The sequence below is a fragment of the Flavobacterium ardleyense genome, from assembly GCF_033547075.1.
GTDB classification, from domain to species: Bacteria; Bacteroidota; Bacteroidia; order Flavobacteriales; family Flavobacteriaceae; genus Flavobacterium; species Flavobacterium ardleyense_A.
The window spans coordinates 2,705,215-2,722,695 of record NZ_CP137891.1; the positions used below are offsets into that span (position 1 = coordinate 2,705,215).

The following is a 17,481-nucleotide window of genomic DNA, read 5'->3' on the forward strand; positions in this document are numbered from 1 at the left end:
CTCCACAAATGCTTCTGGAAGATATAAATTAGATAGGCACAGAATAAAGAACAAAGTAGAAATTAGCTCGATTTTCGTAACTTTCGAAGTTACTAAAAATCAGCACAATGATTACAATTTTGTTGAAAATTAACGAATGTATCATAAAAAGCAGCGAGTTTCTTGCAACCTTGTAAAATTGCCTGATGAATAAAATCACTCAAGAAGTACTTGATGATGCAAAGAAAGAGATTGATTAGAATTAAAGTAGAGATAATGAGGATCTAATGGAAAAATTGCTGTCTTCAATTATTTCAATGGCAGAGATTTTAGCAACAGCACTTAATTACGATAAAATATGAAAATAGTCATTACAATCTTCCTCTTGCTAGTTTCTGCATTTTCATACTCACAAAAAGTATTCTCAGTCAATAATACCAATCAGGCAGATGTCAAAGTATTTGTAGTTGCGTACGAAAATGAAGCTGATTTGAAAGTCTTTAAAGTAAAATATCCGAATGAGGCCGGAAAAAACGATGGGAACTGGTTTTTTACAGAATACAAAAATCAAGCAGCAAAAAGTATCTATTTTGTAGATTATAAAAATCAGGCTGATTTAAAAATATTCTTTGTAAAGTATAAAAATGAAGCGGGTTGGAAAAATAAAGAGAAATCTCATTTGTTGTATTAGTTTTGGCAAGTTGGCGAAAATGAAATCCGACTTGGAAGAGTACGTGATTTAGAAAATATTTTCTATTTAAAGACCTTTTAAGAGCAGAATTTCTTAGAGAAATATTAGTTCTTACATTGCAGAGTTTGCGAGAGGGATAGAAGAGAAAATCCTTTGTTGTGGCTTTGCGGAGCAAAAGCTACAACAAAGATTGGGAACGAATAGCCCGACCAGAGGCACCTAAAGATACCTATTTTACCGAAATCATTCTGCCGAAAGGTCTCGCCCAAAAAAAAATCGTGAATAGTATGAAAATGTTTGTAGCGATGGACATTTCTCCTAAAATTAAGGCACAAAAAAAGGAGAACTCTTATTATGAATTCTCCTTCTTCTATATATTTCTATCTATAAAATTACTTTATAAACTCTATCTTCTGTGCTTCTTCAAGATTCTTGCTATCAAAAAATCCTTGCTCATTCATCCAGTCATCGCTGAAAACTTTGCTCATATATCGAGATCCATGGTCAGGAAAAATTGCTACAACATTGCTGTCTGCGGTAAATTCTCCCTCTTCGCCATACTGCTTGATCGCTTGCATAACCGCGCCGGAAGTATATCCTACAAAAAGACCTTCGGTTTTGGCGATTGCACGAGCCATATGCGCGCTATCCTCGTCAGAAACCTTCATAAAATGATCGATTATATCGAAATCTGTCGCAGATGGAATAAGATTTTTCCCTAGACCTTCGATGCGGTAAGGATAAATCTCATCATTGTCAAATTCTTTTGTTTCGTGGTATTTTTTAAGAACTGATCCAAAAGCATCCACTCCTAAAATACGGATATTTGGATTCTGCTCTTTTAGATATTTTGCAGTACCCGAAATTGTTCCACCAGTTCCACTACAAGCAATTAGATGCGTGATTTTCCCTTGTGTTTGCTTCCAAATTTCAGGACCTGTGCTGTGGTAGTGCGCATCAACATTAAGTTGATTAAAATATTGATTAATATATACCGAGCCTTTCGTCTCTTCGTGTAATCTTTTAGCTACATTATAATAAGAACGCTCATCATCAGCAGATACATTTGCCGGGCAAACATAGACTTTTGCACCCATTGTGCGCAACATATCAATTTTGTCTTTGGATGATTTTGAACTTACAGCAAGAATACAATTATAGCCTTTAATGATGCTTACCATCGCAAGGCTAAATCCTGTATTGCCCGAAGTAGTTTCAATTATCGTATCGCCGGGAGTTAAGATTCCAGCTTTTTCGGCTTGTTCTATAATATAAAGTGCAATTCTGTCTTTGGTAGAGTGTCCTGGATTGAATGCTTCTACTTTGGCGAAGAAATTTCCGTCAATGTTGTCAGTAATTTTATTCAGCCTAATTAGGGGTGTATTTCCTATTAATTCCAGAACATTATTGTACACATTTATGTCTTCTTTCATAAAAAAAATAGTTGATGAGGAACAAAAAGAAAAATTTCTAAACCTCAAATCAATGCAAATTTAAGAAAAATATTCTAATTACATTTTATTAATTTCCAAATTCAGTAAAAAACTGAATTCCTTGGCGAGTTCTTTCAATGCTTCAAATCGTCCTGAAGCACCTCCGTGGCCGGCATCCATATTCGTATCTAAAAATAATACATTTTCGTCTGTTTTAAATTCTCGAAGCTTTGCAACCCACTTTGCAGGCTCCCAATACTGTACTTGCGAATCGTGTAAACCTGTAGAAATGTACATATTAGGATATTTCTGAGCTTTAACATTGTCGTAAGGTGAATAGGACAACATATAATTATAGAATTTCTTTTTATTTGGATTTCCCCATTCGTCGTACTCGCCAGTTGTTAGCGGAATACTGTCGTCGAGCATAGTAGTAACTACATCTACAAAAGGAACTTGTGCAATTACACCACTGTAAAGTTCTGGTGCCATATTGACAATGACCCCCATCAACATTCCTCCGGCAGATCCGCCTTCGGCATAAAGGTGTTCGGCCGAGGTGTATTTATTTTCGATAAGATATTTAGAACAGTCGATAAAATCGGTAAAAGTGTTTTTCTTGGTCAGCAATTTTCCAGTTTCATACCAATTTCGACCCAAATCTTCTCCCCCACGTACGTGTGTAATTGCATATATAAATCCACGATCGAGAAGTGATAATCTTGTAGAAGAAAAATGAGCATCCATAGAAGCGCCGTAAGAGCCATAAGCATATTGAAGAAGTGGATTTTCGCCATTCATTTTAATTCCTTTCCTGTAAACTAAAGAAACGGGAACTTTCACACCGTCAGTTGCAGTTACCCAAATTCGCTCTTCGATATAATTATTTTTATCGAATTTTCCGCCAAGGATTTCCTGCTCTTTGAGAACAGTTTTTTCTTTGGTTTCCATATTAAAGTCGATTATCGAGGATGGCGTACTAAGCGACTGATAGCTATATCTTAAAATATTTGTATCAAAATCCACATTCGCAAAAGTAAAAGCGGTGTAGGTTTCACTTTCGAAAGGAAGGTAATATTCAGCACCATTTTCCCAAGGCATAATTCTAATTCTCGTAAGTCCGTTTGTGCGTTCTTCCAAAACTAGATAATCATTGAAAATTTCGCAGTCTTCAAATAAAACTTCTTCTCGGTGCGGAATCACATCTTCCCAAAATTCTCTTTTGGTTGTAGCTTCGGGAGTTTTCATTAATTTGAAATTCTCAGCGTCGTCAGCATTTGTTCGGATATAAAAATGATCTTTATAATGTAGGATGCTGTATTCAATACCTCTTTTTCTGCGTTGAAAAACTGTGAATTTCCCCAAAGGTTTATCCGCATTTAAAATACGAGATTCGGTAGTAAGTGTACTTTCTGAATCAATAACAATATACTTGCGAGATTTCGTCTTGTGAACATCGACATTAAAAGTATCATCTTTTTCGAAATAAACCATTTTATCAGAAACTTGAATGTCGCCCATCTGATGTCTATACACCTTGTCCGCTCTCAAAGTTTCTTCGTCTTGTGAAGTGTAGAAAATCGTTTTGTTGTCATTTGCCCAAACACAGCTTCCAGTAGTATTTTGCAAATGATCGTAAAGAACTTCCCCAGTTTCTAGGTTTTTTATTTTAATGCTATAAATTCTTCTTCCTACAGTATCGGTGCTAAAAGTTGCAAATTTATTATCTGGACTTACCGAAAACGCAGCAAGATTAAAGAATGATTCGCCAATCGCCATCTCATTACAATCAAACATAATTTCTTCGGGAGCGTCGAGGCTACCCTTTTTTCTTGAAAATATTGGATAATTTTTTCCGGTTTCAAAACGAGTGATATAGTGATAACCATTAAAGAAATATGGAACAGAAGTATCATCTTCCTTAATTCGAGCTTTCATTTCCTCATAAAGTTCCTTCTGAAAATCCTTGGTATTTTCGGTCATCTTATTGTAATACTCGTTTTCGGCGTTTAGATAAGAGATTGTTTCAGGGTTTTCGCGTTCGTTCATCCAATAATAATCATCGGTACGCGTGTGTCTGTGACGAGTGATTGATTTTGGAAATTTTGAAGCTATAGGAGGAATTATTTTTGAAGTCATTTATTGGAGAATTTTGAGCAAAAATAAGGTTTAAAATGAAGACAGAGTCAGAATAAAATTCTAAAAAAAATTAACGAAGGTTTATCATCATCTCGGTGGGGAAAAACAAATTGACAAATTTATTTGAAAATTGTTATCCTTTAAGATAACTTTGATTGATGAGTAGAAAAATAATCTTTTACGGAAACTACTTTATTTAATTCTATCAAAAACAGGATTTGAAAGTCAAAAGTAAAATTCAATATGTTTTCTAATTGATTAGAGAAGTTGAGCGTGTTCCAGAAAAATTCCTAAAACACCTTGCAGGAACTAACGGTTTATATGAAGTACGAGTTGAGTACGAATCAAATATCTATCGAATTTTCTGCTGCTTTGATGGAGGAAAAGTAGTGGTTCTTTTCAACGGCTTTCAAAAGAAGGCACAAAAAACACCTCAGAATGAAATAGAAAAAGCGGAACAATTAATGAAAGAATACTTTTTAAATAAAAAATAGAAATTATGGAGAAATACAAAGAAATCAAAACCTTTGACGATTTAATCGAATTAGAACACGGACAAATAGGAACTGAAAGTCGAAATAAATATGAAGAATCTGCTCAAATGTTTATCGTCAGCGAGATGCTTAAATCCGCTAGAAAAGAGGCGAATCTTACACAAGAACAGCTCGCAGATAAAGCTGGAACTAAGAAAAGCTATATTTCAAAACTTGAAAATGGAAAAGGAAACATTCAGCTTTCTACTTTGATACGAATATTTGAACAGGGGCTGAATAAAAAGATTGGCTTGACATTTCTCTAATTGAAAACAAAAGCTCGATCATTTTTAAAAAGTTAAACACTGCATTTTTAGCTTAATAATTTATCCATAATTTTCAATGATTAAATTAAATATGTACTTTTAAAGAATTAACTAAAAAACCTTTACAATGGAAGATTTAATAAAATTAGTAGCAGACAAAACCGGAATTACTACATCTCAAGCAACGATGGCAGTTGAAACCGTTGCAGGATTTATAAAAACAAAATTACCAGCAGGAATGCAAGGAACTGTAGATTCTATGCTGCAAGGCGGAGGCTCTGGAGATTCTGGAGATATGCTAGGAGGCCTAAAGGACAAAATGGGCGGAATGTTTGGAAAATAATAAAAGTAAAAGAGCAACTGATTAGGTTGCTCTTTTGCTTTTTAATAAAACCTGAATTGAACTACAAAATCATCTTCGTCAACGTATCTAACACATAATTATGCATCACTTCCTTATAATCCAAGTGGGTCACGATTCTCAACTTCCCTTTCCCCATCGCACTAATATAAATTCCTTTCTGCTTCAATGTTTCAATAATCGAAAGTTCATCAATGTTTTTATTGACACTAAAAATTACAATATTCGTTTCAACAGGTTCAATCGAATAAATCCAACTTTTCTTCTGAAGTACTACCGCAATTTCCTTTGCTCTACGGTGATCTTCATTCAATCGCTCAATATTATTTTCTAAAGCATAAATACCTGCAGCAGCTAGATATCCTGACTGACGCATTCCGCCACCAAGAATCTTCCGAACTCGCAAAGCTTTATCAATTGTAGCCTGATCCGAAAGTAGCAACGATCCAACTGGCGCGCCTAGACCTTTGGACAAACAAACCGAAATTGTGTCGAAAATCCCACCAAAACTCTGCGGATGTTGATTTTTTGCTACAATTGCATTCCACAATCTTGCGCCATCAAGGTGAAACTTTAAGTTATTAGCTACACAAACATCTTTTATCTTCTGAAGTTCCTCAATTTCATAACAGGCTCCTCCGCCTTTATTGGTAGTATTTTCTACACAAACAAGACTGGTTAGTGGACTGTGGTAAAATGCTGGCGGATTAATTACCTCGGCAACCTGATCGGCGGTTATCATTCCGCGATCTCCATCAATTAGACTACAAGAAACGCCACTATTAAAAGAAACGCCTCCACCTTCGTAATTATAAACGTGTGCCCACTTGTCCGCAATAAGCTGCTCTCCTGGCTGAGTTAGAACTTTTATCGCGGTCTGATTTGCCATTGTTCCCGACGGAAAGAAAAGCGCGGCTTCCATTCCAAAGGTTTTCGCAACGCGAGTCTCAAGTTCAATCACCGTTGGATCTTGCTTATAGACATCATCTCCGACCTTTGCGTTAAACATATATTGAAGCATTTCGTTTGAAGGCTTAGTAACTGTATCGCTTATTAAATTTATTTCCATACTATTAAAATGAAATGCTATTTTTGTGAAAAACAAAATTACATTATTTATGACAAATACCGAACAAATCAAAGGTATTGTAGAGCGTCTTGGTGCGTTGAGGAGGTATCTTTGACATTGATGCCAAGCTTGTAGAAATTACCAATGAAGAGGAAAAGACCTTTGCGCCAGACTTTTGGAACAATGCCAAAGAGGCAGAAATCCTCGTTAGAAATCTTCGAACAAAAAAACAATGGGTCGAAGGATATGAAAAAGGCGTCGAATTATCGGACGAACTTCAGCTTGCTTATGAGTTTTATAAGGAAGGTGAACTTTCTGCCGAAGAACTTGACGAGCAATACGACCGCGTAAATACACATCTCGAGAATATCGAATTCAAAAATATGCTTAGCGATGAAGGCGATAGCTTAAGTGCTGTTATCCAAATTACTGCTGGAGCCGGAGGAACAGAAAGTTGCGATTGGGCCGAAATGCTGATGCGTATGTATATGATGTGGGGCGAAAAAGAAGGATACAAAATCAAAGAACTTAACTTCCAAGGCGGCGAGGTTGCGGGAATCAAAACCGTCACTCTCGAATTTGAAGGTGATTATTCTTTCGGATATCTAAAAGGCGAAAACGGCGTTCATCGTCTTGTTCGAATCTCTCCTTTTGACAGCAATGCTAAGCGTCACACCTCTTTTGCCTCGGTTTACGTCTATCCACTTGCCGATGACACCATCGAAATTGACATTAATCCTTCAGATATTTCTTGGGAAACGATGCGCTCGAGCGGTGCGGGTGGTCAGAACGTAAATAAGGTCGAAACGGCAGTGCGTCTGCGCCACCATCCGACTGGAATTATCATCGAAAACTCCGAAACGCGTTCGCAATTGGACAATAAAAATAAAGCAATGCAATTGCTAAAATCGCAGTTGTATGAAATTGAGCTGAAAAAGAAACAAGCCTTGCGAGATGAAATCGAAGCCAATAAGATGAAAATCGAATGGGGTTCGCAAATCCGAAACTACGTTTTGCATCCTTACAAATTAGTCAAAGATGTGCGTACAGGCCACGAAACAAGCGATTCCGAAGCAGTCTTAAACGGAAATATTGATGGTTTCCTTAAAGCATATTTGATGATGATGGGACAGAAAAATGAAAATGACTAGTGTTCGAAAAAGAGCAGAATTTTCCAACAATTGCAATTAATAGTGCAAGTTTCTATTCGATAGTTTAGAAAAATTCTATATTTGGCTGTTGCAAAAAAAATTACGATTACTTATTCCCTAAATAATACGCATTTATGAAATCATATTCGATAGAAGAAATTAACCAAGCCGTTGCTGGCGAAATTGTTGGTACAACCACAAACGAAATTAATTCGGCAGAGCAGTTAGAATTAGCGACTGTCAATCAGATCTCTTTTATAGGACACAAAAAATACGAAAAATTGTGGGCTACAGCCAAAGCTTCGGCGGCGATTGTAAACCACGATATTTCGATCGAACCTGGCGACAATAGATTTTTCATCAAGGTAAAGAATGCCGAAATTGCGATGGCAAAACTTCTCAAACTCTTTGCTCCTGCTCCACCGCTTTTTGACGAATTGATTCATCCCACGGCGGTCGTGCATCCTTCGGCGAGCATTGGCGAAGGCACGCGGATTGGCGCAAATTCTTATATTGGCCCAAAAACCACGATTGGCAAAAACGCGATTATTTATCCAAATGTCACTATCCTTGACGACTGTACAATTGGCGATGGCACCACAATTTGGCCTGGCGCGGTTGTGCGTGAGCGCTGTCACGTGGGCAAATATTGCATTCTTCATCCCAACTCGACCATTGGTGCGGACGGTTTTGGCTTTGTGCCTTGTCCCGAAACTGGCCTAATGAAAGTTCCTCAAATTGGGAATGTAGTTTTGGGAAATAATGTCGAAATCGGTGCGAATTCAAGCGTTGATAGAGGAAAGTTTAGTTCGACAATTTTGGGAGACGGTTGTAAGATTGACAATTTGGTTCAGATTGGGCACAACAGTATTTTGGGCAAATTTTGCATTATGGCGGGCCACAGCGGTCTTGCGGGCTCGGTTACACTCGGCAATGGCGTGATTATTGGGGGTAGCGCGTCTATCAAAGATCACACGACTATTGGCGATGCCGCTATTATTGGCGCTGGCTCAGGCGTTACAGGGGATGTCGAAGCAGGCAAAACAATGCTGGGTTATCCAGCGGTTGAGGCGAGATCTGCTTTGAAACAATGGGCTTTTCTTAAAAATGCAGTTAAATAACTCACCAAGAATTTGAATCTTTTCACATAAAATCCCAATTCAGCATCGTCTGAATTGGGATTTTCGTTTTTATTTCAGCTATCATTTTTTTGATTTGGGCGAGCCCTTTCGCCAGAACGTTTTCGTAAAAGTAGAACTTTTAATGTGGCTCAAGGTCAGGCTATTCGTTCCCAATCTTTCTTGTAGCTTTTGCTCCGCAAAGCCACAAGAAAGGATTTGCTTCGCCAGTTCGCAAAAGCTCGGGTCCACTGCTATCCTTCTCGCAGACTTGTGGTGAGATTGATTTGAGGTGCTTGAATGAAATCACAAAGTGCTCTTTGACAATTAATAACACATTTATTGAATCCTCAAACTTGCCATTTAGACGAAGGAAATCTGAACTTCTAAGAACTAGTAAAGTAAATCAAATAAAATTAATTTTCGTATTTTGTTTGCATGTGGAATAATTGTATGATGTTTTGGTACTCATATAATGTTATTTTTTCATTAAGATCTAAAGTTGAGTCTGATTATGTGATATGCTTCGCCTGTTCGCTTTGCTCGGGTTTCGCTATGCTCGAAATAACAAGGTAAGTAGATAAATTGTATGGGGACAATTTTTCAAATAATCTTCTAACAAAAATTTGAGTAGCAAGAAAACTTAGACTTTTTTGACCTAATTCTGAGCCTCCAATGAGAACCTTCCTTCGTCAGGATGACAAGTTTGTGGACTTAGCGCTCGGGCACGGATTACAAATTAGTAAATTTTATCGCAAAACAGCTCTACTCGCATACTTGTCATTTCGACGAAGGAGAAATCACATAATATTGGATTATAGGTTTTTTGCTATCTAATACTAATTGTCCAAATTTAGATTTTTTAATGTCCTTAATTTATTTTGAGATGACTTCAAGTCTGATTATGTGATGTGCTATGCCTGTCCACTTTGCTCGGGTCTCGCTCTGCTCGAAATGACAAGTTTGTGTGTTATATTGGTTGATAAAACTTTTAAAAATTTTCTAACAAAACTTTGAGTAGCAAGAAAACTTAGACTTTTTTGACCTAATTCTGAGCCTCCAATGAGATCCTTCCTTCGTCAGGACCTACTACTTTTGGAACAACTCGATTTCTGTAGAAGTAAAAACTGTGGATGTAAGGCAGCAGCAATTGGAAATTTCGGGTCAGGAGTTATTGACCAAAGACAAAGCGGGATTGCGAATCAACTTTTTTGTGAGGTATCAAGTAACCGATATTTTCAAAGCCTTGACCGAAAACAAAGATTTTGAAAAACAGTTATACGTCGTGATGCAATTGGCTTTAAGAGCTTTTGTGGGAGGATTGACCTTGGATGAATTGTTGAACAGAAAAGATGCGATTTCTCAAGAAATTTTGGAACATGCCGCGGCAAAAATCAATGCATTAGGTTTGGTCGTTTCCGATGCGGGAATTAGGGACATCATTTTGCCTGGCGATATGAAAGAGATTATGAACCAAGTTTTGGTAGCCGAAAAAAAGGCACAAGCCAACAGCATTATGCGAAGAGAAGAAACCCCTTCTACCCGAAGTTTGTTGAACACCGCCAAATTAATGGAAGAAAACGAGATGTTGTGGAAATTGAAAGAGATGGAATATGTGGAGAAAATCGCAGATAAAATTGGAGAGATCACCATTTCAGGTAGCGGAAACGTCATCAGTCAATTAAAAGAGATTTTCGTTAAATAAGAAAACCACGGACTTTTTGAGTTCGTGGTTTTTTGGGTTTTTCTATTTTTTAATATCGACCTGAACTTCTTATTTCGTTTTGATGTAATTCCTAGAAAAATTAGGCGTTTTGGCGAAGCAAACACAAAGTGTTTTTGCATTGTCTTGCAGAACCAAAACCCCAACCCCACCGCCCTACTTCAACCGAAGACAAATCAAAACCCTGCGCCATCCAAATCTTGAGCGGCCTGAATATATTCGGCGAAAGCCAAAAAACATTTATCACAGTTATAATGCTAAGTCAACAAAAAAATCCCAATTCTAACATTCTAGAATTGGGATTTTAATATTTTTAATTTAGATAAATAAAGCTAAGAAATAATAGATTCCTGCGGCTAATAATCCCGAAATGGGAATCGTTAAGACCCACGCCCAGAGCAAGCTGACCGTAACGCCCCAGCGTACTGCCGAAACTCTTTTGGTAAGTCCGGTTCCGATGATAGATCCAGTAATAGTGTGGGTTGTACTTACAGGAATATGCAAATGCTCTGTGAAATAAAGGGTTAAAGCACCAGCAGTTTCGGCAGTTACACCTTCAAATGAAGTTACTTTTGTGATTTTGGAGCCCATTGTTTTTACAATTTTCCAACCACCACTAAGTGTACCCAACGCGATTACGGTATAACAAACTAGCGGAATCCATTCTGGCATGTGGTATGGCGAATTGGCATCGCCCAACTTTACGTCAAGCCACGCAGGCATTGCTTCTTGCGACAATCCACTTGTGTGAATATAAACCGCAACCGCCGCCGCGATGATTCCCATTACTTTTTGAGAGTCGTTTCCACCGTGTCCTAAACTGAACGCGGCAGAGGACAAAAGTTGCATTTTCTTGAGCCAGTAATTCGATTGATAGTGATTCATCATACTAAAAACCAAGCAAAACATACTTACCGATAGAATTATAAAACCAACAATGAAGAACTTTATATTGTGATTTTCGAAGACAACGCTCCAAAAATGACTGTCAAAACGAGGGTCTTTAATGTCAGAATATGGCACCATTTGATCGGCGATAAACCAAATCACGGCGATCATCAGCGAAAGTGTAAACAGCTTGGGCAATAAGGTTTTTTTGGAGGAATATAACAACCAAAGCGATATAAAATAGGACGCGACCGCACCCATAATTGGGGCAATAACGATAAAAGCTATAATAATAAAAACACCATTTGGAAGCGTGTCGGTACCGCCTGCAGTGTACCAATTTACAACGTCAAAACCAGCGTGAGCAATGGCTGCTCCAGCAAAACCTCCAATTAATGTGTGCGATGAACTCGACGGAATTCCCTGCCACCACGTAAAAAGATTCCACACGATTGCCGCGAGAATTCCCGCGAGTATGACGGTGAGATTTATTTCTAAAGTCTTAGCGGTTTTCGCGACGGTATCGGCTACTCCAAGCCCAAAAACCCAATAGGCCAAAAAGTTGAAAAACGCTGCCCACAAAACGGCCTGAAAAGGACTTAATACTTTGGTGGCTACAACCGTAGCAATAGCATTTGCAGCGTCGTGAAAACCATTGATATAGTCAAACACAAGTGCCAAAGCGATAATGACGAGCAGTAATCCGAAATTAAATTCCATAAATTTGATTCAAATATTAGTACTTAATTACGACGCCTTTACTACGATCGACTCTAAAACATTTGCCACGCTTTTGCATTTGTCCGAAGCTGCTTCTAGTGAAGACAGTACTTCTTTGTATTTGATAATATTTTTGGCATCGGTTTCATTTTCAAAAATATCCGCAACCGCCTTGTCAAAAACAGTATCTGCCTTGCTTTCCAATTTATTGATTCGCTTGCAAGCCGTGGTTATCTCTTTAAGGTTTTTCAAGTTCTTAAGTTCGCGAATTGCAATTCCGATTTGCTGACAAGCTTCAAGATTGATTTCGGTCAATTTTCGAATGGATTTTGTGATTTTTTCCACTTGATACAGACGCATTCTAGAGGCCGCACCGTGCATAAAATCGGCAACATCATCCATCGATTTTACCAGAGAGTGAATATCCTCACGGTCAAAAGGTGTGATGAAATTTCGGCTTAATTCCAAATGCGTTTTGTGGGTAATCTCTTCAATTACAGACTCAAGCTCTTCAATTTTAATGAAATAACTCTCACGCGCATCCTTTGGCTGATTCACCAATTCGTGTACTGTTTCCGCTAGCAAAGTCAAATTGTCTGATGCTTCTTCAAATAGAGGAAAGAATTTTTTATCCTTCGGAACTAAAAATTGGAAGATGTTGTTAAGTGTCATAATTAATCGATTAGATTTGAAACAAATGTAGTAGTCCAATGTTAAGCTACTATTAAGTTTTGAGGTAATTTGTTATTATTTATGAACCGAATTTGGCTTCGACAAGCTCAGCCACCGCGACAAGGTCAGCGACCAAACGTCGTTGTATGAAATTTCGTTTATGGTTAAGTGTCTTTGCTAGGTTTTGGCTTTCGCCGAATATATACAGAGCGAGTAAGACTTTGTTTGCGCAGGGTTTTGATTTGTCTTCGGTTGAAGGTTGAATGGAAAAATTGAAATTATCGATTTAATCACTATGTAGGTCTAATAAAGTTTGACTTCAAAATTTATTTTGGCTTTCGCCGAATATATACATTGTGCTTTAAATATCGTTTTCGAACGGTTTACGATTCGTCTTCCACAGATAATTAAGGTCTTTTTTTAATTCTAAAATATTCTTGGACAATAATGCTACCGTTAAATCTACTTAGCACTAATTTTACTTCTAGAAAAAAAAACAATCAATCTAAATAATTGATATATTGGACCTGAAATATCATTAATTGCCACTATAACTATGTGAGAGTATGAAATAGCATAATTATTTTAAATTACACATAAAAACTAGCTTGAGGAACTTATGAGAAACCTAATTCAGATTTTAATATTAATTTTTACAATATCTTCTTGTAAATCACAAGAAATCAAAGTGAATTATAGAAATATTGAAATTAATATTCCCGGAGATCCAGGACCTTGGATTATGCACAACAATAATTTTTACTGTTACTTCAAAACTGATAATGACAGATTTAGTTCTGGTTCACATCATCAGTTTTATATTCTAGGCACAGATGGACAAGTAAAATCTCAAATTGAGGTTCCAAAAAAACTTCAAACTTTCTACTACGATTTATATATTAAAAACGATACCATTTTCACAACAGAATATTATGATAAAAACACATTCTATTTAGACCAAATATCTAATGCTTGGATAGAAACTAAGAAAGGTGTTGACTTATATTACGATGATGTAGAATATTCAGTTTTTTCACGAGACTTTGGAGAATGGGGCGCTGTAACTTGGTTTAAAGACAAAAGCACGAATCAACAGTACGAGATTTCGGCCGCAGCACCAATTGTCAACAAACTTAAAAACTCCTATTATATAACAACTGGAAAATCAATACTGAAAATAGATGATCCTAAAAAGCTTGATTTGAGCATTGCTCCATATAATTATAAAAAAGCAGTTCTTGATGGCAAGTTTTTTAGGGAAGGAAGTAATTCGACAAATCGAGCAGAAATTTTACTGAAATCTAAAAACGAATATGATCCCAATCCAATATTTTCTTTTACAACATCATTCGTTGCTAATGATAAACTCTACCATTTATACGAAGACAGCCTTTACAATACTATTGGCGAAATAAAAATTGATAAATTAGTCCCGATTTATACTTTAAAATCGAAAATTAAACCTTTTCATTGGTATTATGATACAAGAAATCCAATTCAAAGTAATGCATATCAAACAGTGCAATTTAGAACAGACAAAGATAATATCTACGGAATCCTAGAAATTAATCGTGCCAATGTCAGCGTGATATATTTCAATAATCTTTATCACGAACCAGTTTTTAGCGAGAAGGAGATGAACGATTGGGTTAAAAATATATTCGAATATTACTATTCTAATTTCAAAGAATTGACGTTAGAGCAAATTGAGAAGGTTGAGAAAGAACTCAATGCCACAGACCTTACGCAAAAGCACAAAATTTCAAATTATCTAATCGAAGATAAAGATGTTGAAACCCCGAGAATTTATCGAAAAGTTGAAGCAGATAAATTGCGATTGATAACAATGTATTACTATTCAGAAAGTGATAAGAAAATAGAACTTATTGAATTTGAATGGATGGAGAATAGAAACAAAAAATTAAGTATTAATGATTTAGATGCGTCAGATATCAGCAATGAAAGAAGAAATATGATTTATAAATCAAAATTTAATTGGCTGTCGAAATATCTAAGAGAAAAAATAGGTAAACCCGCGAGTACTAAAGCCAACAAAAATGGTGTAGAAATAATTTGGCAAAAGGACAACCTTAGTATTATTCTGGAATACAGTAAAAACGACCTTGATCTTACCATTTTCCGACATTGACAATAAACACAGCATATATTTTAAAAATAGTCGATATAATGAATAAAGTTTCTTTAAATGCGGTATAAATTATTAACAGACATTGGTGGATTCTTGTGGTGGCTTGTAGTTAAATTTTGTTCCACTAAACTTGAAGATGAACAAGTAAAAGAGAAATGGTCACGGAATATTATTGTTTTTATTCTTGCTACTTATTTAGTTGGATTTTTAATTGTTCAATTTTTTTGAAAAATCTGTTGCAGCTTTTTATAAATTATGACAAAGATCTAATTTGTACCATCAATTGTAGTGTTGCTCCCATATAATAGTGCGGATTTATTTCATCAACTCCCCCCAATTCTCGGGTCCAATCTGTGCTCGAAGGCTAATTCAGGAGGACAACTATCCGCAAACTTGTCATCCTGACGAAGGGAGACCCGAGCAAAGCGAACGGGCAAAGCAATCGCATTTGAGACTCAATCTTATTTATTACAGTGACTTCGGAAATATCAAGATAGAATGAAGCCAGCTTTATGTGATTTCTCCTTCGTCGAAATGACAAGTTTGATAGAAGATTATCAGAAAAATTTAATTGTGAATACTTGCGATTATTATTGTATATAATCACTGAGTCGTATATCATACCTTTCCATAAACTACATCCACAAACTTGTCATCCTGACGAAGGAAGGATCTCATCTTAGACTCAATATTATTTCTAGAAAGTCTAGTTTTCCTGCTAATTTAATTTGACCTAGAAAAACTACGCACCAACTTGTCATCCTGACGAAGGAAGACCCAAGCTGTAGCGAACTTGCGAAGCAATCGCCTTTGAGACTCAATATTATTTCTTTAAAGTCTAGTTTTTCATGCTAATTCAATTTGACTTAGAACAGCTATCCGCAAACTTGTCATCCTGACAAAGGAAGACTCGAGCAAAGCGAACAGGCGAAGCAATCTCATTTGAGACTCAATATTATTTCTAGAAAGTCTAGTTTACCTGCTAATTCAATTTGACTTAGGACAACTACCCGCAAACTTGTCGTCCTGACGAAGGAAGACCGAGCAAAGCGAACGGGCGAAGCGATCTCATCTGAGACTCAATATTATTTCTAAAAAGTCTGGTTTTCCTGCTAATTCAATTTGACTTAGGACAACTACCCGCAAACTTGTCATCCTGACGAAGGAAGACCCGAGCAAAGCGAACGGGCGAAGTATTCGCATTTGAGACTCAATATTATTTCTAGAAAGTTTAATTTTCATACTAATTTAATTTGACTTAGAACAAAAAACCGCAAAATTATCATCCTGACGAAGGAATACCGAGGGATATCGAATGTGCGAAGCAATCGCATCTGAGATTAAAATACAAAATGATATATTAGAGATGTTTCCCAAATCTCTAGATGTACTGTTACAACGCATTTTAGTTTTACGATGTTTTATCATTATATAGTGCAGTTTACGTAAGTTTTACATCAGGGGTGTTGCACTTGCAAGTTGCTTCCATTACAATTTACTCCACTCGCAACATATTATATCACAGTAGTTTGTACCTAAGATTTATTTTGTCGGAGGTGTTGCACTTACAATAGTTTATCATCCTACAGCTTTTCTATTTATAGAATAGTTGTTGCAAGGTGTTGCACTTGCAAGGTTTTTTAACCAGCGAAGACTCTTTTACCACTACAGCACGGATTTACTTAGCTTGTTGTGCTAAACGCTCGGATGCAATCCTTACAAAATTATAAAATCAGCATTTGAAGATTCTGTAGCGTAATTATATAATTAAAATTTCTCTTACAAATAATTATATTTGGTGCACGGCTTATTCATTAATAACTCATTATAAAATATTTATGATTTTATCGAACTTAAATACCCAAAAATTATGATAACAAATTATTGCTTCTTTTGTTACATATAAAGTTTATTCTTGTAACAAATTTTTGCTATATTTGTTACAAGAATGAAATAAATGAGCATAGAAGATCAAATACTAAAACGCATAATAGCGATTCCAAAAGGAGAACTGTTGCTTCCAACTGATTTTAGTGAATTAGGATCATCAGAAGCAGTTAGGCTATCATTGTTTAGATTAGAAAAAGAAGGAGTAATTAGAAGAGTAGCTCAAGGTATTTATGTCCGCCCAAAAGTCAGTAGTTTTATAGGAATATTAATTCCTACAGCAGAAGAAATAGTTAAAGCAATTGCTAAGCGCGACCGAATAAAAACGGTGCCTACAGGAAGTTATGCTTTGAATGCTTTAGGTCTAAGTACTCAAGTACCATTGAATCTTGTATTTTTGACTGATGGCTCTCCGCGAGTAATAAACATTGGTAAGCGAAAAATAAGATTAAAAAAAACTACTCCGAAGAACCTATTAGCAAAGGGTCAAATTAGCAGTTTGGCAATACAGGCACTTAAAGAAATTGGAAATGGAAAAGTAAAACCTGAGGAGGAAAATAAAATAATAGGTTTACTAAAAGAAGAAGATGTAAAAGACCTAAAACACGACATAGCTTTGGCTCCGGTTTGGATTCAAAAAATAATGAAGAAAGCACTCGAAGATGGCAAAAATTAATTTCTATCACCTTGAAAATGCAGAGA

Annotated in this window: 13 protein-coding genes and 1 pseudogene; 9 read left to right on the top strand and 5 right to left on the bottom strand. The window is 36.4% G+C overall.

Annotated features, from left to right (window positions below):
• The first annotated feature begins 337 nt into the window (after positions 1-337).
• Positions 338-670 carry a 7(1) septoil knot domain-containing protein gene (locus tag SBO79_RS11810; RefSeq protein ID WP_318640604.1) on the top strand — a complete coding sequence of 111 codons (333 nt, stop codon included), beginning with the start codon at positions 338-340 and terminating at the stop codon, positions 668-670.
• Between the two features lie 392 nt (positions 671-1,062).
• Here the strand turns inward: SBO79_RS11810 and SBO79_RS11815 are convergent, their stop codons facing one another.
• The gene (locus SBO79_RS11815) at positions 1,063-2,103 is read right to left on the bottom strand and encodes a cysteate synthase (RefSeq protein ID WP_318640605.1); all 1,041 of its coding nucleotides are present in this window, start codon (positions 2,101-2,103) and stop codon (positions 1,063-1,065) included.
• A gap of 78 nt (positions 2,104-2,181) precedes the next feature.
• The gene (locus SBO79_RS11820; protein WP_318640606.1) at positions 2,182-4,242 is read right to left on the bottom strand and encodes a S9 family peptidase; all 2,061 of its coding nucleotides are present in this window, start codon (positions 4,240-4,242) and stop codon (positions 2,182-2,184) included.
• 254 nt (positions 4,243-4,496) lie between these two features.
• Here SBO79_RS11820 and SBO79_RS11825 point away from each other — a divergent pair, with 254 nt between their 5' ends.
• From SBO79_RS11825 to SBO79_RS11835, 3 genes are all read left to right on the top strand, one after another.
• Positions 4,497-4,736: a type II toxin-antitoxin system RelE/ParE family toxin gene (locus SBO79_RS11825; protein WP_318640607.1), complete on the top strand. Its 240-nt coding sequence runs from the start codon at positions 4,497-4,499 to the stop codon at positions 4,734-4,736.
• 5 nt (positions 4,737-4,741) lie between these two features.
• The gene (locus SBO79_RS11830) at positions 4,742-5,041 is read left to right on the top strand and encodes a helix-turn-helix domain-containing protein (protein ID WP_318640608.1); all 300 of its coding nucleotides are present in this window, start codon (positions 4,742-4,744) and stop codon (positions 5,039-5,041) included.
• A gap of 127 nt (positions 5,042-5,168) precedes the next feature.
• Positions 5,169-5,384: a hypothetical protein gene (locus SBO79_RS11835; RefSeq protein ID WP_318640609.1), complete on the top strand. Its 216-nt coding sequence runs from the start codon at positions 5,169-5,171 to the stop codon at positions 5,382-5,384.
• 61 nt (positions 5,385-5,445) lie between these two features.
• Here SBO79_RS11835 and SBO79_RS11840 read toward each other — a convergent pair whose 3' ends face one another.
• On the bottom strand, positions 5,446-6,471 hold the full coding sequence (locus tag SBO79_RS11840; protein ID WP_318640610.1) for a threonine aldolase family protein: 1,026 nt from the start codon (positions 6,469-6,471) through the stop codon (positions 5,446-5,448).
• Between the two features lie 49 nt (positions 6,472-6,520).
• On the opposite strand from SBO79_RS11840, the gene prfB reads away from it, so the two are divergent.
• The 3 genes and pseudogenes from prfB to SBO79_RS11855 all read left to right on the top strand — a co-directional run.
• A protein-coding gene (gene prfB, locus SBO79_RS11845; RefSeq protein ID WP_406600233.1) for a peptide chain release factor 2 occupies positions 6,521-7,622 on the top strand; the annotation gives its coding sequence in 2 pieces (ribosomal slippage) (positions 6,521-6,580 and positions 6,582-7,622; 1,101 coding nt in all).
• Positions 7,623-7,756: 134 nt separating this feature from the next.
• Positions 7,757-8,743 (top strand): UDP-3-O-(3-hydroxymyristoyl)glucosamine N-acyltransferase, encoded by a 987-nt coding sequence (lpxD, locus tag SBO79_RS11850; RefSeq protein WP_318640612.1) that lies wholly within the window; start codon positions 7,757-7,759, stop codon positions 8,741-8,743.
• 1,084 nt (positions 8,744-9,827) lie between these two features.
• Positions 9,828-10,445 (top strand): annotated as a pseudogene (locus tag SBO79_RS11855) (slipin family protein); the annotation flags it as partial.
• Between the two features lie 336 nt (positions 10,446-10,781).
• On the opposite strand, the gene SBO79_RS11860 reads toward SBO79_RS11855, so the two are convergent.
• Both SBO79_RS11860 and SBO79_RS11865 read right to left on the bottom strand, forming a co-directional pair.
• The gene (locus tag SBO79_RS11860) at positions 10,782-12,071 is read right to left on the bottom strand and encodes an inorganic phosphate transporter (protein WP_318640613.1); all 1,290 of its coding nucleotides are present in this window, start codon (positions 12,069-12,071) and stop codon (positions 10,782-10,784) included.
• 27 nt (positions 12,072-12,098) lie between these two features.
• Positions 12,099-12,743 carry a DUF47 domain-containing protein gene (locus SBO79_RS11865; protein ID WP_318640614.1) on the bottom strand — a complete coding sequence of 215 codons (645 nt, stop codon included), beginning with the start codon at positions 12,741-12,743 and terminating at the stop codon, positions 12,099-12,101.
• Positions 12,744-13,362: 619 nt separating this feature from the next.
• Between SBO79_RS11865 and SBO79_RS11870 the strand changes: the two genes are divergently transcribed.
• Both SBO79_RS11870 and SBO79_RS11875 read left to right on the top strand, forming a co-directional pair.
• Positions 13,363-14,892: a hypothetical protein gene (locus tag SBO79_RS11870; RefSeq protein WP_318640615.1), complete on the top strand. Its 1,530-nt coding sequence runs from the start codon at positions 13,363-13,365 to the stop codon at positions 14,890-14,892.
• 1,957 nt (positions 14,893-16,849) lie between these two features.
• Positions 16,850-17,455, top strand: a complete 606-nt coding sequence (locus SBO79_RS11875) for a DUF6088 family protein (protein ID WP_318640616.1) — start codon at positions 16,850-16,852, stop codon at positions 17,453-17,455.
• Positions 17,456-17,481: the final 26 nt, after the last annotated feature.

Bases quoted from the DNA above. Each gene is read 5' to 3' on its own strand.
- SBO79_RS11830 (WP_318640608.1), top strand. From the start codon at position 4,742: ATGGAGAAATACAAAGAAATCAAAACCTTTGACGATTTAATCGAATTA.
- SBO79_RS11810 (WP_318640604.1), top strand. From the start codon at position 338: ATGAAAATAGTCATTACAATCTTCCTCTTGCTAGTTTCTGCATTTTCA.
- SBO79_RS11875 (WP_318640616.1), top strand. From the start codon at position 16,850: ATGAGCATAGAAGATCAAATACTAAAACGCATAATAGCGATTCCAAAA.
- SBO79_RS11815 (WP_318640605.1), bottom strand. From the start codon at position 2,103: ATGAAAGAAGACATAAATGTGTACAATAATGTTCTGGAATTAATAGGA.
- SBO79_RS11865 (WP_318640614.1), bottom strand. From the start codon at position 12,743: ATGACACTTAACAACATCTTCCAATTTTTAGTTCCGAAGGATAAAAAA.
- SBO79_RS11840 (WP_318640610.1), bottom strand. From the start codon at position 6,471: ATGGAAATAAATTTAATAAGCGATACAGTTACTAAGCCTTCAAACGAA.
- lpxD (WP_318640612.1), top strand. From the start codon at position 7,757: ATGAAATCATATTCGATAGAAGAAATTAACCAAGCCGTTGCTGGCGAA.
- SBO79_RS11860 (WP_318640613.1), bottom strand. From the start codon at position 12,071: ATGGAATTTAATTTCGGATTACTGCTCGTCATTATCGCTTTGGCACTT.
- SBO79_RS11820 (WP_318640606.1), bottom strand. From the start codon at position 4,242: ATGACTTCAAAAATAATTCCTCCTATAGCTTCAAAATTTCCAAAATCA.
- SBO79_RS11835 (WP_318640609.1), top strand. From the start codon at position 5,169: ATGGAAGATTTAATAAAATTAGTAGCAGACAAAACCGGAATTACTACA.
- SBO79_RS11870 (WP_318640615.1), top strand. From the start codon at position 13,363: ATGAGAAACCTAATTCAGATTTTAATATTAATTTTTACAATATCTTCT.